Origin of the sequence: Gordonia sp. (in: high G+C Gram-positive bacteria), assembly GCF_047602025.1 — a bacterium.
GTDB lineage: Bacteria > Actinomycetota > Actinomycetes > Mycobacteriales > Mycobacteriaceae > Gordonia.
Window position 1 is genome coordinate 1541615 of the sequence record NZ_JASGII010000001.1, and the last position, 14338, is coordinate 1555952.

Sequence of the window (14338 nt, forward strand, 5' to 3'; positions counted from 1 at the left end):
GATAGGCTGCGTTGCGTGACCGCTACCGACGACGTCTTCGAGATCGCGCTCCGCTGGGGCGACATGGATGCCCTGGGGCACATCAACAACGTGCAAATCGCGCGACTGTTCGAGCAGGCGCGCGTCGAGTGCTTCAACAGTTGGTTCGGCGACGCCCGCAAGGGAATCCACCTGCTCGTCGCTCGCCAGGAGATCGAATACCGCGCGATCCTGCACTATTCGACCGACCCGGTGCGGATCGCATGTTCGATCAGCGACATCGGCCGGTCGTCGTTCGAATTCGGGTACCAACTCCTCGACGCGGCCGGCGCCGTGTGCGCGATCGCCGAGACGACCGTCGTCATCATGACCCGTGAGGGCCGGCCCACGCCCATCCCCGACGACGTCCGCCCGATCCTCGACGAGCACAAGGGCGAGCCGGTGCCCTTCCGCCGCCGGAGTGGCACCGGGAAGTAGGCCCGTCGCGCCCCTAAACTGGGATGCATGATCGTCGACACCGCGAGGCTGTGGCTGCGGCCCGTGCTCCCCGAGGACGTCGACTCGCTGGTCCACCTGGACTCCGATCCCGAGGTGATGCGCTTCGTGAACGGCGGGGCGCCCACGCCGCGGTCCCGCGTCGCGGACTGGACCATCCCGCGGGCGCGCGCCGAGCACGCCGCGCACGGCACCGGCGTGTGGACGCTGATCGACAAGTCGACCGGCGAATTCGTCGGCTGGGTGTCGCTGCGGCGGCCCCGGCACAGCCCGCGGACCGAGGTGGAGCTGTCGTACCGGCTGCAGCGCCGGATGTGGGGCCGCGGAATGGCCACCGAGGCCGCCGCGGCGATCGTCGACTTGGCCCTCACCACCCACCGCGCCGAGCGCGTGTTCGCCGGCGTCGCACCGGCCAACATCGCGTCGCGCCGCGTCCTGACCAAGATCGGGATGCGCCCGGCCGCCGAATCGTCGTCGCCTGACGTCGTGGAGTACGAGATCCTGCGCGCGGGCACCGGCCGACGGCATGGGTCTCCCGCCGCGCTCCCCGGAGCCTGAGACGATAGGGTTGGCCTGTGACCACGAGTGAGACACCAGCCACCCCCGCTCGCCACCGCGTCGTCATCATCGGCTCCGGATTCGGCGGGCTGTTCGCCGCCCAGCGGCTCAAGCGCTCCGACGTCGACGTGACCGTCGTCGCGCGGACGACCCACCACCTGTTCCAGCCGATGCTGTACCAGGTGGCGACGGGCATCGTGTCCGAGGGCGAGATCGCCCCCGCGACGCGCATCATCCTGCGCGATCAGCAGAACGCGACCGTGCTGCTGGGCGACGTCTTCGAGATCGACGTCAAGGCCCAGACGGTGACGTCGCGGCTGCTCGAGCGCGTCACGGTGACCCCGTACGACAGCCTGATCATCGCGGCCGGCGCCGACCAGTCCTACTTCGGCAACGACCAGTTCGCCGAGTACGCGCCCGGCATGAAGACCATCGACCACGCCCTCGAGCTGCGCGGCCGCATCCTCGGCGCCTTCGAGCAGGCCGAGTTGTCCGACGATCCCGCCGAGCGCGAGAAGCTGCTCACCTTCGTCGTCATCGGTGCCGGCGCCACCGGCGTCGAGATGGCCGGTCAGATCGCGGAGATGGCCGACCGCACGCTCAAGGGCTCGTTCCGGCACATCGACCCGACGCAGGCGCGCGTCATCCTGCTCGACGCCGCGCCCGCCGTTCTCGCCCCCTACGGGCCGAACCTGTCGGCGAAGGCGCAGAAACGGCTCGAAAAGTTGGGCGTCGAGGTCCAGCTCAACTCGATGGTCACCGACCTCGACTACGACGGCCTCGAGGTCAAGGACTCCGACGGCAACGTCCGACGGATCGAGGCGCAGTGCAAGGTGTGGTCGGCCGGCGTGCAGGCCAGCTCGCTGGGCAAGATCCTCGCCGACCAGACCGGGGTCGAGCTCGACCGCGCCGGCCGGGTGAAGGTCGGTGCCGACCTCACCGTCCCGGACAACCCGAACGTGTTCGTCGTCGGCGACATGATGGCCGTCGAGGGCGTGCCCGGTGTCGCCCAGGGAGCCATCCAGGGCGGTCGCTACGCCGCTGATGCCATCAAGGCGGGCCTGCGCGGCCAGACCCCCGACCAGCGTAAGCCGTTCTCGTACTTCGACAAGGGTTCGATGGCCACCATCTCGCGGTACGCCGCCGTGATGCAGGTGCCGCTCCCCTTCACCAAGAAGAAGTTCGAGACCGAGGGCTACTTCGCCTGGCTGGGCTGGCTGGCCCTGCACCTGGTGTACCTCGTCGGCTTCCGCAACCGGTTGAACACCTTCATCAACTGGTTCTTCGCGTTCACCACGCGCGGCCGCACCCAGCTGGCGGTCACCGAGCAGCAGGTCTACGCCCGCACCGCAATGGGCGCCCTGTCCGCGCTCGAGCGCCGCGAAGCCGAGGAAGCCCAGGAGAAGAAGGCGCGCGACCGCCGCCGCAAAGCCGCCGCCAAGAAGGGCGCCTGAGCCGCTACGACGGCAGCGGCACGTTCTGGAGTCGCACCCGCCCCTGGGCGAGCAGCGTCCCGTCGGGCAGCGTCATGTCCACCTGCCACAGTTGTTGGCGCTTGCCCCGGTGGACCGGGGTGGACCGGGCGACGATCGTGCCGCTGCTCACGGACTTGATGAAGTCGGTGCTGTTGTTCACGCCCACGGCGGTGCCGCCGATGCCCGTCTCGGTGAGCCACAGAAACCCGGAGATGCTGGCAACGCTCTCGGCCATCGCGCAATAGACGCCGCCGTGGACGATGCCGAAGGGCTGGTGGTGGGTCGGCCCGATCTCGATCTGGGCGACCACCCCGTCGGCCGTGGCCTCGGAAATCGTCATGCCCAGATTCGCGTCGAGCCCCTTCGGGCTGGACAGGTCCGGCGTAGTCGCGTCGTCGCTCATAGGGCCAGGTTAGACCCCCGGTGGATCCATCCCCACAAACAGCGGCGGGCCCCACGTTCTCCTACAACGTGGGGCCCGCCCTGCCGTGGATCGGGGGTCTCTGCAGCCCTCAGGACACTCGCTCGATCCGCGTACCGATTAATGTAGGCTAGCCTTACCTTGTTGTCAAACACCGAGTGCGAATCAAGTTCTCACGACCCCAGGAGCGCCACGTGACCACCACCCTCGACGCACGCATCTCCCCCGTCCGCGGCAACCCGGCCTCGCCGGCCCGCGCCACCCAATCGCGAATCGGTAAGATGAAGAAGGTGAATGGATTGGGCGATCTCGAACGGGCGGTCATGGACACGCTCTGGGATTCCCCTGCCCCGCAGACGGTTCGACAGGTGCACGAGTCGCTCAACCGCTCGCGCAACCTCGCCTACACCACCGTGATGACCGTGCTGCAGCGCCTCGCCAAGAAGGGCCTGGTCACCCAGATCCGCGACGACCGGGCCCACAAGTACCAGGCCGCACACCACCGTGAGGACCTCGTCGCGAGTCTGATGGTCGACGTCCTCGACTCCGCCGACGCTCCCGGTTCGCGCGAGGCCGCACTTGTCTCCTTCGTCGGCCAGGTGGGCGCCGACGAAGCTGCCGCGCTGCGCGCCGCGCTCGACGATCTGGCCGCCGCCCAGGCATCCGCCGAGAAACCCGACGATCCGGCGTGACCGCCGTCGCGTTCGGCCTCCTGTGCCTGCTGCTCATCGGCCCCGTGCCCGAGTGGCTCGCACGAGCACAGTGGCCGATGCGCGCACCCCGGGCCGCGATGACGCTGTGGCAGGCCATCGCCCTCGCCGCCGTGCTGTCGGCCTTCAGCGCCGGCCTTGCGATCGCCGCCAACCTGCTGCGCCCCGGACCGGCCGGCAGCCCGACTGCGAGCGTCCACGAACAGATCGCCCGACTCGGGTGGCCGCTCTGGCTGTTCAGCGTGCTCGCGCTGGCCGCCACCCTGCTCGTCGGCGCTCGGCTGGTCGTCACCGCGCTGCGCGTCGCGTTCCGCACCCGGGAACGCCGCGCCGCGCACCGGCAACTCGTCGACCTGATCGCCACCCTCGACGAGCCGGTCGTCGCGCAACGGCATCCGCTGCGCGCCCGCTACGTCCGCCGCCTCGCCGTCGACCAGCCGCTCGCGTATTGCCTGCCGGGCCGTCGCCGACGCGTCGTCGTGACCGACGGTGCGGTCCAGCGCCTCTCCGACGACGAGCTGCGCGCCGTGCTCGCCCATGAACGGGCGCACCTGCGCGCCCGGCACGACCTCGTCATCGAGGCCTTCATCGCCCTGCAGGCGGCGTTCCCGCGCTTCGTGCGCAGCTCGTCGGCCCTCGGCTCGGTCGAGCTGCTCGCCGAAGCGCTCGCCGACGACCAGGCGGTGCGCACCACCAGCCCGACCACCCTGGCGCGCGCCCTCGTCGCCGTCTCCGATGCGACTGCTCCGACCGGTGCCATGGCCGCCGGCGGTGCCACGACCGTCGCGCGGATCCACCGCCTCGCGGTGCCGAACTCGCGCCGCGCCGCTGCCGCCGCGTATGCCGCGGCCGCGGCGATCCTGGTGATTCCGACACTCGCCGTAGCCATCCCGTGGCTCGTCGAGCTGTCCCGATTCTTCGGCGGCTAAGCTGACCGGTATGACTGCGCCTTCCGCCACCGCCCAGATCGGAGTCACCGGCCTCGCCGTGATGGGCTCCAACATCGCCCGCAACTTCGCCCGCAACGGTTACACCGTCGCCGTGCACAACCGCTCGATCGCCAAGACCGACGCCTTGCTCGCGGACCACGGCGGCGACGGCGACTTCGTGCGGACCGAGACGATGGCCGAGTTCGCCGCCGCCCTCGAGCGCCCGCGCCGCGCCTTGATCATGGTCCAGGCGGGCGATGCGACCGACGCCGTCATCGAGGAGCTCGCGACGGTCTTCGAACCGGGCGACATCATCATCGACGGCGGCAACGCGCTCTACACCGACACCATCCGGCGCGAGAAGAGCCTGGCCGAGCGCGGCCTGCTGTTCATCGGCGCCGGGATCTCCGGCGGCGAGGAGGGCGCGCTGCTCGGCCCGGCGATCATGCCCGGCGGACCCGCGGAGTCGTACCGGGCCGTCGGCCCCATGCTGGAGAAGGTCGCGGCGCAGGTCGACGGCGAGCCCTGCTGCACCCACATCGGGCCCGACGGCAGCGGGCACTTCGTGAAGATGGTCCACAACGGCATCGAGTACGCCGACATGCAGCTCATCGGCGAGGCCTACGACCTCCTGCGCAAGGCCCTCGACATGCCGGTCGCCGACATCGCCAAGGTGTTCAAGGAGTGGAACTCCACCGAGCTTGCCAGCTACCTGATCGAGATCACCGCCGAGGTTCTCGACCAGGTCGACGCCAAAACCGGCAAGCCGCTGGTCGACGTCATCGTCGACGAGGCCGGGCAGAAGGGCACCGGCCGCTGGACCGTCAAGTCCGCCCTCGACCTGGGCATCCCGGTCACGGGTATCGCCGAGGCCGTCTTCGCCCGCGCGCTGTCCAGCTCGCGCGCGCAGCGCGACGCCGCCCACGGCCTGGCCGCCGGCCAGGTCGCGGCCGCCCCCACCGACGCCGCCACCTTCGTCGACGACATCAAGAACGCGCTGTACGCCTCCAAGGTCGTCGCCTACGCACAGGGCTTCGACCAGATCGCCGCGGGCAGCAAGGAGTACGACTGGAACGTCGACCCCGGCGCCCTCGCCACCATCTGGCGCGGCGGCTGCATCATCCGCGCGCAATTCCTCAACCGCATCCGCGAGGCGTACGCGGAGAACCCGGAATTGCCGTCGCTGCTGCTGGCCCCCTACTTCCGCGACGCCGTCGAGTCGGGCATCGACTCGTGGCGTCGGGTCGTCGCCACGGCCGCCAGCATGGGCATCCCGGTGCCGGCCTTCGGCTCGTCGCTGTCGTACTACGACGCGCTGCGCGCCGACCGCCTGCCGGCCGCCCTGACGCAGGGGCTGCGGGACTACTTCGGCGCGCACACCTACCGCCGCGTCGACGCCGAGGGCAGCTTCCACACCCTCTGGAGCGGAGACCGCTCCGAAGTCACCGCTTGATCGATGCGCTTTCACAGCGGGAACCGGCCGGAGTACGACCTCACCTACGACGACGTCTTCATCATCCCGAACCGGTCTGACGTCGCCTCCCGGTTCGACGTCGACATGACCACCGTCGACGGCTCCGGCACGACCATCCCCATCGTCGTGGCGAACATGACCGCCGTCGCGGGCCGCCGCATGGCGGAAACGGTCGCGCGGCGCGGCGGCATCGCCGTCTTGCCCCAGGACCTGCCGATTCCCGCCGCCGCCGAGCAGATCGCCTACGTGAAGTCGCGCGACCTGGTCGCCGAGACGCCGGTGCTCCTCGCGCCGGACAAGTCGGTCGCCGAAGCCCAGGCACTGCTCACCAAGCGCGCACACGGGGCGGCCGTCGTGGTCGACGACGACGGTGTACCGCTGGGCGTCGTCACCGAGGACTCCTTCACAGGCGTCGACCGCTTCAGCCGGGTGGCGACGGTGCTCGATCCGGGCTTCCTGCGGCTCGCCGCCGGCACCGCGCCCCGCGACGTCTTCGACGCCCTCGTCGAGCAGCACGCCGAGCTGGCCGTGCTCACCGGCCCCGACGGCCGTCTCATCGGCGTCCTCACCCGCGTGGGCGCGCTGCGCGCCGGGCTCTACTCCCCCGCCGTCGACGATGCGGGCCGCCTGCGGGTGGCCGCGGCGGTCGGGATCAACGGCGACGTCGTCGGGCGCGCCGAGCAGCTCGCCGAGGCGGGCGCAGACGTCCTCGTGGTCGACACCGCGCACGGCCACCAGGAGAAGATGATCACCGCCCTGCGCGCCGTCGCCCGTGCCGAGCTGGGCCTGCCCCTCGTCGCCGGCAACGTCGTGGCCGCCGGCGCCACCCGCGACCTCGTCGAGGCGGGCGCCGACATCGTCAAGGTCGGCGTCGGCCCGGGCGCCATGTGCACGACGCGGATGGTCACCGGCGTGGGCCGACCACAGTTCTCGGCCGTCGTCGAGTGCGCCGCCGCGGCCCGCGAGCTCGGCGCTCACGTCTGGGCCGACGGCGGTGTCCGTCACCCGCGCGACGTGGCACTCGCCATTGCCGCGGGTGCGTCGAACGTGATGATCGGCTCCTGGTTCGCCGGGACGTACGAGGCGCCCGGCGAGCTCCTGGTCGACGCCGACGGCATGTTCAAGGAGGGCTTCGGCATGGCGTCCAAACGCGCCGTCGCCGCCCGCTCCGCCGACGACGGCGCCTATGACCGCGCCCGCAAGTCGCTCTTCGAGGAGGGCATCTCCTCCTCGCGCATCCGGGTCGACCCGGCGCGTCCCGGCGTCGAGGACCTCATCGACCAGATCTGCTCGGGCGTCCGCTCGACCGCGACCTACACCGGGGCGCGCAGCCTGCCGCAGCTGCACGACAAGGTCGTCCTGGGCGTGCAGTCGGCGGCCGGTTTCGCCGAGGGCCGCCCGTTGCCGGGCGGATGGTGACCGCGGTGGACTGGTTGGGCATCGCCGCGACGACGGCCGCCGTCATCGGCTTCATCGCCCTCACCGTCGGCACGGCCGTCTTCGTCGCCGCGGAATTCTCCTTGACGGCGCTGGAGCGCTCGACCATCGCCGAGGACGTTGCGACGCACGGCGACCTGCGCTCGCGCCAGGTCGAGCGCGCCCATCGAAGCCTGTCGTTCCAGCTCTCCGGCGCCCAGCTGGGCATCACGATCACCACGCTGATCACCGGTTACCTCGCCGAGCCCGTCCTGGCGCGGTTCATCGACCCGGTCCTGCGCCGGCTGCACGTGCCCGACAGCTGGGACGGGTGGCTCTCGGCCGGCCTGGCGCTGGTCCTGGCCACATCGCTGTCGATGGTGCTCGGCGAGCTCATCCCCAAGAACCTGGCGATAGCGCGCCCGCTGGCCACCGCGCGACTCACCGCGCCGCCGATGGTCGCGTTCTCCGCGGTGTTCCGCTTGGCGATCAACGGGCTCAATGGTGCCGCCAACTGGATGGTCCGCCGGCTGGGCATCGAGCCGGCCGAGGAACTCGCGTCGGCGCGCTCGCCCCAGGAACTCGCCTCGCTGGTGCGGAACTCGGCGCGGCACGGTGCGATCGACGCCGATACCGCGGTCCTAGTCGACCGGTCGCTGCGCTTCGGCGAACTCACCGCCGAGGACCTGATGACCCCGCGCGTGCGCGTCACGACCCTCGGCCCCGAGGACACCGTCGACGACCTGGTCCGCGTCGCCGCCGACACCGGCCACAGCCGTTTCCCGGTCTGTCACGAGGGGGACTTGGACAACCTCGTCGGCATCGTCCACATCAAGCAGGCCTTCTCGGTGCCGCACGACGAGCTGCGCACCACCCGCCTGGACACCATCGTCTGGCCGGTCGCCACGGTTCCGGCCAGCCTCGACGGCGACGCGGTCGTCGAGCAGCTCGCCGCCGGCGGGCTCGAGGTGTGCGTCGTCATCGACGAGTACGGCGGGACCGCCGGCATCGTCACCACCGAAGACGTCATCGAGGAGATCGTCGGCTCGGTCACCGATGAGCACGACGACGAGAACGAGGAGGTCACCGCCGACGGTGACGGCTTCGTGTGCTCGGGCCTGCTCCGGCTCGACGAGTTGGACGACGCCACGGGCCTGCGCGCCGAGGAAGGCGCCTACGACACCCTCGGCGGCCTGGTCATGTTCCACCTCGGCCGCATCCCCGCCGTCGGCGACGAGGTCGAACTCGTGTCGCGGCCCCGGTCCGGCGAGGACGAGGACGAGGACGGCTCCGGCGACCGCCCGACGACCCGGTACTCGCCGCCGCTGCAGCACTGGCGCGCCCGCGTCACCGCGATGGACGGCCGGCGGATCGACCTGGTGTCGCTGCAGCCGCTGGCCGCCGGCGACGCGACCGAAGAGGTGGCCTCGTGAACGACTGGGCCGCCGTCGGACTGACGATCCTCCTCCTTGCCGCGAACGCGTTCTTCGTGGCCGCGGAGTTCTCCCTCATCTCGGCGCGCCGCGACCGGCTCGAGGCCCTGGCCGAAGACGGCTATTCGCGTGCCCGCACCGTGATGCGCGCGTCCGAACGGCTCACCGTGATGCTCGCCGGCGCCCAGCTGGGCATCACGATCTGCTCGATCCTGCTCGGCCGCGTCGGCGAACCGGCGATCGCGCACCTGCTCGAGCGCCCCCTGGACTGGGCCTCGATCCCGCACAGCCTGCTGCACCCAATCAGCTTCACCGTCGCCCTGATGCTCGTGGTGGTCCTGCACATCCTGCTCGGCGAGATGGTGCCGAAGAACATCGCCCTGGCGGGACCGGAGCGCGCCGCGATGCTGCTCGTCCCGGCACACCTGCTGTTCGTCCGCCTGACCCGCCCGATCCTCGGCTTCTACAACCTGCTCGCCAACCTCTCGCTCCGGTTGCTCCGGGTGACCCCGCGCGACGAACTCGACTCGACGGTGTCGCAGACCGAGTTGGCCGTGATGATCAGCGAGTCCCGCGACGAGGGCCTGCTCGACGACGAGGAGCACGAGCGGTTGACGCGGGCGCTGGCCAGCGTCGGGCGCACCGTCGGCGACGTGATGATCCCGATGACCGAGGTGCGCTGGGTCGACGCCGCTCCCGGTCGCGACGGCCCGACCCTCGCCGCGGTCGAAGAAGCGGTCGCCGCGACCGGCTACTCGCGCTTCCCCGTGCGCGCCGCCGACTGCTCCTTCTCCGGCTACCTCCACCTCAAGGACGTCCTCGGCGCGATCGTCGACGACGACCGGGGGCCCGGGACGATCATCGGTACCGACCAGATCCGCCCGCTGCCGACGATCGCCGCCGCCACCGAGCTCGACGACGCCATGACCGACATGCGCCGCACGAGCTCACACCTGGCCGCCGTCGTCGACGCCGCCGGGGCGACCATCGGACTGGCCGCGCTGGCCGACCTCGTCGAGGACCTGTTGGGCACCGTCGCCGATGACACCAACCGGCTCTGAACTCACCGCCGCACAGTGGACCCTGGCCGCGCAGTGCCACCGGGCCCGGGTCGACGCGCTGATCGGCGGCTATCTCTCCGGCCGTCGTCGCGGCGCGGCGCACCCCGTCGTCGACTTCCTGTTCACGTACTACCCGTATCGGCCCGCGCAGCTGCGCCGCTGGCACCCGGGATTCGGCGTCGTACTGGCCGACCCGCCCGACGGCGAGCACCCCTATGCGTCGACCCGGGGCTACACGACGGTGAGCGGCGGCGCGACCGTCGGCCGCGACTACCTCGGCAAGCGCCGTCGCACCCTGTTGGCCACGCGGGCGCTCCTGGCGGCCACGGCCGCGCGAGCGCCCCGCTACGGCTGCTACGGCTTGCACGAGTGGGCGATGGTCTACCGCTCCGACGCGCCTCGGCACCGGCTGCCACTGCGGCTCGGCCCGGCGGGAACCGACGCGGTCGTCGAGGCCAACCAGCTCGTCTGCACCCATTTCGACGCCTTCCGCTTCTTCACCGACGCGGCCCACGACCGCAACGCGACCGTGCTGACCCGCGCCGACCAGCTCCGCCACGAGCAGCCGGGGTGCCTGCACGCCACGATGGACCTCTACCGGATCGGCGCCAAGCTGAGCCCGCTGGTCGCCTCGGACCTGGTCGCCGACGCCTTCGAACTCGCCTACCGGGCGCGCGAGATCGACATGCGCGCCAGCCCCTACGACCTGACCGGCCTCGGGTACGAACCGATCCGCGTGGAGACGGCCGACGGGCGGGCGGAGTATGTCGCCCACCAGCGGGACCTCGCCGCCGCCGGCGGGCTCGTGCGCGAGCGGTTGCTCGGCGCCGTCGAGTCGTTGACGGGTGTGCTCGATCCGCTCGAACGTCCGGCTACCGCCGAGTAGCCCGGGGAGGCGAGGGAGTAGCATGTATCCCGGCTCGTCGCGCTGTCTATCTGCGCTTATCTGTCCGGATCGCTCTCCCGAAAGGCTGACATGTCTGACCGCGTCACCGTCCACGGACTCCAGGTCTCCCCGGTGCTCTACGACTTCATCAACACCGAGGCGCTGCCCGGCACCGGCGTAGACCAAGACGCGTTCTGGGCGGGTGCGGCGAAGGTCGTCGGCGATTTCGCGCCCCGCAACCGGGAGCTGCTCGCCGTCCGCGACGACCTGCAGGGCCAGATCGACCAGTGGCACCGCGACCACCCCGCCGAGAACGGCAAGGTCGACTTCGACGCCTACAAGAAGTTCCTCACCGACATCGGCTACCTGGTCACCCCGCCCGAGGACTTCGAGATCGGGACCGCGAACGTCGATGCGGAGATCTCCGAGACCGCCGGCCCGCAGTTGGTCGTCCCCATCCTCAACGCCCGCTTCGCGCTCAACGCCGCGAACGCCCGCTGGGGGTCGCTCTACGACGCGCTCTACGGCACCGACGTCATCCCCTCCGACGGCGGGGCCGAGAAGGGCAAGTCGTACAACAAGGTGCGCGGCGACAAGGTGATCGCCTACGCCAAGAAGTTCCTCGACACCGCAGTGCCGCTCGAGCAGGGCAGCCACGCCGACGCCACCCGCTACGTGATCGACGGCGACAAGGTGAACGTCGTCCTGGGTGGCGACACCGAGGTGACCACCTTCGCCGACCCGACCGCCTTCGTCGGCTACCGCGGCGACGCCCTGGCGCCCGAGTCGATCCTGCTGCGCCACAACGGCCTGCACGTCGACATCCTCTTCGACCCGAAGTCCCCGGTCGGCTCCACCGACAAGGCCGGCATCTCCGACGTCGAGCTCGAGTCCGCGATCACCACGATCATGGACTTCGAGGACTCGGTCGCCGCCGTCGACGCCGAGGACAAGGTCGTCGGCTACCGCAACTGGCTGGGCCTGAACCGCGGCGACCTCGCCGAGGAAGTGGCCAAGGGCGGCAAAACCTTCACCCGCACGCTCAACCCTAACCGCGTCTACACCGCCCCCGACGGCTCCGACCTGGAGCTGCACGGGCGTTCGCTGCTGTTCGTCCGCAACGTCGGCCACCTGATGACCAACCCGGCGGTGCTCGACGCCGACGGCAACGAGGTCCCCGAGGGCATCCTCGACGCGCTGGTCACCTCCCTCATCGGCAAGCACGGCCTCTCCGCCGAGGGCCTGCAGAACTCGCGCAGCGGCTCGATCTACATCGTGAAGCCGAAGATGCACGGCCCCGACGAGGTCGCCTTCACCAGCGACCTGTTCGGCGCCGTCGAGGACGTCATCGGCCTGCCCCGCAACACCCTCAAGGTCGGCATCATGGACGAGGAGCGCCGCACGACGGTCAACCTCAAGGCCGCGATCAAGGCCGCACAGGACCGTGTGGTGTTCATCAACACCGGCTTCCTGGACCGCACCGGCGACGAGATCCACACCTCGATGGAGGCCGGCCCGATGATCCGCAAGGGCGAGATGAAGTCGCAGCAGTGGATCAAGTCCTACGAAGACAACAACGTCGACGTCGGCCTGGCCGCCGGTTTGCAGCACAAGGCCCAGATCGGCAAGGGCATGTGGGCGATGACCGATCTGATGGCCGACATGGTCGCGACGAAGATCGGCCAGCCCAAGGCCGGCGCCACCACCGCGTGGGTGCCCTCGCCGACGGCGGCGACGCTGCACGCGATGCACTACCACGACGTCGACGTGTTCGCGGTCCAGGACGAGCTCGCCAAGCGCAAGCCGGCCTCGGTCGACGACATCCTGACGATTCCGCTCGCGCCGAAGGCCGACTGGTCGGATGCGGAGAAGCGCGAGGAGCTCGACAACAACTGCCAGTCGATCCTGGGCTACGTCGTCCGGTGGATCGACCACGGCGTCGGCTGCTCCAAGGTGCCCGACATCCACGACGTCGCACTCATGGAGGACCGCGCCACGCTGCGCATCTCCAGCCAGCTGCTGGCGAACTGGATGCGCCACGGCATCGTCTCCGCCGACGACATCGTCGCGGCGCTGGAGCGGATGGCCCCGGTCGTCGACCGGCAGAACGCCGACGACCCGGACTACACGCCGATGGCCCCCGATTTCGACTCCAGCATCGCGTTCCAGGCGGCCAAGGAGCTGATCCTGGAGGGTGCGGCGCAGCCCAGCGGCTACACCGAGCCGATCCTGCACCGTCGCCGTCGCGAGTACAAGGCAGCCAATGGCGCGTCTGCCTAACGTCCCGGACATCACCGGGCAGCGACCGAAGTCGCGGCGCCGCACGCGCACCCTGCTGGCGATCATTTTGAGCACCCTGCTGGTGCTCGGGCTCGGCGTCGGCTGGTTCGAGGCCCGCGACCGCATCGGCGACCAGGCCGACCAGGCCGCCGGCAAATGCGTCGAGGGCAAGGCCGACGTGCCGATCATCGCCAGCCCCGACATCGCCGAGGCACTCGGCGAGATCGCCAAGCGCTACAACGACACCCACCCGGTGGTCCGCGACCACTGCGTGAACGTCCAGGTCCGGGCCGGCGATTCACGGATCACCGTCGGCGCGCTGCGCGGCAAGTGGGACACCGAGGCGATGGGCGCCTACCCCGCCGCTTGGATTCCGCAGTCCTCCATCTGGGCGGCCGAGCTCGCCGTCGGCAAGCCCCAGGACGCCCAGGGCGCACCGGACTCGCTGGTCACCTCACCGGTGGTGCTGGCGCTGCCCGGAACACTGGCCGCGAAGGTGCGCGGAAAGCTCGCGTGGGGCAAGCTCCCCGCACTGACCCAGCAGAGTGACGCACTGGCCGAGTACGGGCTGCCCGCGTGGGGCTCGCTACGCCTCGCCATGCCCACGGGGGCCTCGTCCGACGCCACTGCGCTGGCGGCGCAGGCGATTGCCGCGGGCATCGCCCGCACGCCCGGTCAGCTCACCGCCGCCAAGGTGAAGACCACCGCCGTCACCAGCGGCGTCAACGCCGTGCTGTCATCGGCGCCCAAGGCTCCCGACGGCACGGCCGCCGCGACGGTGTCGGCCATGAGCAAGGGCGATCAGCGCAAGGGCCTGCACGCGGTGCCGATCACCGAGCAGCAGCTCTTCCAGGTCACCAAGTCCACGCCGGAGATGGCCGCCAAGATCCGTGCCGCGCGCCCGGGCGGGGCGACCCCGGTCGCCGACTATCCCGTGGTGCGGCTGTCGGGCGAGCAGGTCAGCACCGCCCAGTCCGACGGGGTGGCGAGCTTCCTCGAGTTCGCCAAGCAGCCGGCCCAGATCGCGGTGCTGACCGCCCTGGGCTACCGTGCCGCCCGCCGGCCGCTGCCGAAGGGCAACGCATCCGTCGTGTACCGGCCGGTGCGCCGCGTCCTCAAGACGCAGCCAGCGGCGGCGGTGTCGATCAACAAGCTGGTCTACCCCAGCTGACCCATTGATCAACCCGGCGTTGTCATCGGAATCCGGTGACAAGGCCGGGT

Annotated in this window: 13 protein-coding genes; 12 read left to right on the top strand and 1 reads right to left on the bottom strand. The window is 70.6% G+C overall.

Translation table 11 applies throughout. The features are described 5' to 3' along the window. Positions 1-15: 15 nt before the first annotated feature. The 3 genes from QM728_RS07655 to QM728_RS07665 are packed head-to-tail and all read left to right on the top strand — an operon-like array spanning position 16 to position 2486. Positions 16-456: an acyl-CoA thioesterase gene (locus QM728_RS07655; protein ID WP_415031436.1), complete on the top strand. Its 441-nt coding sequence runs from the start codon at positions 16-18 to the stop codon at positions 454-456. Positions 457-483: 27 nt separating this feature from the next. Then, on the top strand, positions 484-1032 hold the full coding sequence (locus QM728_RS07660) for a GNAT family N-acetyltransferase (RefSeq protein WP_415031437.1): 549 nt from the start codon (positions 484-486) through the stop codon (positions 1030-1032). Between the two features lie 17 nt (positions 1033-1049). Then, positions 1050-2486, top strand: coding sequence for an NAD(P)/FAD-dependent oxidoreductase (locus QM728_RS07665; protein ID WP_415031438.1), 1437 nt, complete (start codon positions 1050-1052; stop codon positions 2484-2486). Between the two features lie 4 nt (positions 2487-2490). On the opposite strand, the gene QM728_RS07670 is transcribed toward QM728_RS07665, so the two are convergent. Beyond that, complete coding sequence (locus tag QM728_RS07670) at positions 2491-2910, bottom strand: PaaI family thioesterase (protein WP_415031439.1); 420 nt, start codon at positions 2908-2910, stop codon at positions 2491-2493. A gap of 299 nt (positions 2911-3209) precedes the next feature. Here QM728_RS07670 and QM728_RS07675 point away from each other — a divergent pair, with 299 nt between their 5' ends. The 9 genes from QM728_RS07675 (at position 3210) to QM728_RS07715 (ending at position 14288) form a co-directional block, all read left to right on the top strand. Beyond that, positions 3210-3620 (top strand): BlaI/MecI/CopY family transcriptional regulator, encoded by a 411-nt coding sequence (locus QM728_RS07675; RefSeq protein ID WP_415032852.1) that lies wholly within the window; start codon positions 3210-3212, stop codon positions 3618-3620. After that, complete coding sequence (locus QM728_RS07680; RefSeq protein WP_415031440.1) at positions 3617-4567, top strand: M48 family metalloprotease; 951 nt, start codon at positions 3617-3619, stop codon at positions 4565-4567. Before QM728_RS07675 ends, QM728_RS07680 begins: the two co-directional genes overlap by 4 nt. Before the next feature lie 10 nt (positions 4568-4577). Beyond that, positions 4578-6020, top strand: coding sequence for an NADP-dependent phosphogluconate dehydrogenase (gene gndA, locus QM728_RS07685; protein ID WP_415031441.1), 1443 nt, complete (start codon positions 4578-4580; stop codon positions 6018-6020). A 3-nt stretch (positions 6021-6023) separates the two neighbouring features. After that, positions 6024-7460 carry a GuaB1 family IMP dehydrogenase-related protein gene (locus QM728_RS07690; RefSeq protein ID WP_415031442.1) on the top strand — a complete coding sequence of 479 codons (1437 nt, stop codon included), beginning with the start codon at positions 6024-6026 and terminating at the stop codon, positions 7458-7460. Between the two features lie 14 nt (positions 7461-7474). Further along, positions 7475-8890, top strand: coding sequence for a hemolysin family protein (locus tag QM728_RS07695; RefSeq protein WP_415032853.1), 1416 nt, complete (start codon positions 7475-7477; stop codon positions 8888-8890). Continuing rightward, the gene (locus tag QM728_RS07700; RefSeq protein ID WP_415031443.1) at positions 8887-9951 is read left to right on the top strand and encodes a hemolysin family protein; all 1065 of its coding nucleotides are present in this window, start codon (positions 8887-8889) and stop codon (positions 9949-9951) included. The genes QM728_RS07695 and QM728_RS07700 overlap by 4 nt, the downstream gene beginning before the upstream one ends. Continuing rightward, positions 9932-10837 carry a 3-methyladenine DNA glycosylase gene (locus tag QM728_RS07705; protein ID WP_415031444.1) on the top strand — a complete coding sequence of 302 codons (906 nt, stop codon included), beginning with the start codon at positions 9932-9934 and terminating at the stop codon, positions 10835-10837. Before QM728_RS07700 ends, QM728_RS07705 begins: the two co-directional genes overlap by 20 nt. Before the next feature lie 90 nt (positions 10838-10927). Next, the gene (locus QM728_RS07710) at positions 10928-13117 is read left to right on the top strand and encodes a malate synthase G (protein ID WP_415031445.1); all 2190 of its coding nucleotides are present in this window, start codon (positions 10928-10930) and stop codon (positions 13115-13117) included. Next, complete coding sequence (locus tag QM728_RS07715) at positions 13101-14288, top strand: hypothetical protein (protein ID WP_415031446.1); 1188 nt, start codon at positions 13101-13103, stop codon at positions 14286-14288. The genes QM728_RS07710 and QM728_RS07715 overlap by 17 nt, the downstream gene beginning before the upstream one ends. Positions 14289-14338 lie beyond the last annotated feature (50 nt).

What these genes read in the sequence shown, in the direction of transcription:
- QM728_RS07660 (WP_415031437.1), top strand. Translation starts at nt 484, where the DNA reads ATGATCGTCGACACCGCGAGGCTGTGGCTGCGGCCCGTGCTCCCCGAG.
- QM728_RS07670 (WP_415031439.1), bottom strand. Translation starts at nt 2,910, where the DNA reads ATGAGCGACGACGCGACTACGCCGGACCTGTCCAGCCCGAAGGGGCTC.
- QM728_RS07675 (WP_415032852.1), top strand. Translation starts at nt 3,210, where the DNA reads ATGAAGAAGGTGAATGGATTGGGCGATCTCGAACGGGCGGTCATGGAC.
- gndA (WP_415031441.1), top strand. Translation starts at nt 4,578, where the DNA reads ATGACTGCGCCTTCCGCCACCGCCCAGATCGGAGTCACCGGCCTCGCC.
- QM728_RS07690 (WP_415031442.1), top strand. Translation starts at nt 6,024, where the DNA reads ATGCGCTTTCACAGCGGGAACCGGCCGGAGTACGACCTCACCTACGAC.
- QM728_RS07705 (WP_415031444.1), top strand. Translation starts at nt 9,932, where the DNA reads ATGACACCAACCGGCTCTGAACTCACCGCCGCACAGTGGACCCTGGCC.
- QM728_RS07710 (WP_415031445.1), top strand. Translation starts at nt 10,928, where the DNA reads ATGTCTGACCGCGTCACCGTCCACGGACTCCAGGTCTCCCCGGTGCTC.
- QM728_RS07715 (WP_415031446.1), top strand. Translation starts at nt 13,101, where the DNA reads ATGGCGCGTCTGCCTAACGTCCCGGACATCACCGGGCAGCGACCGAAG.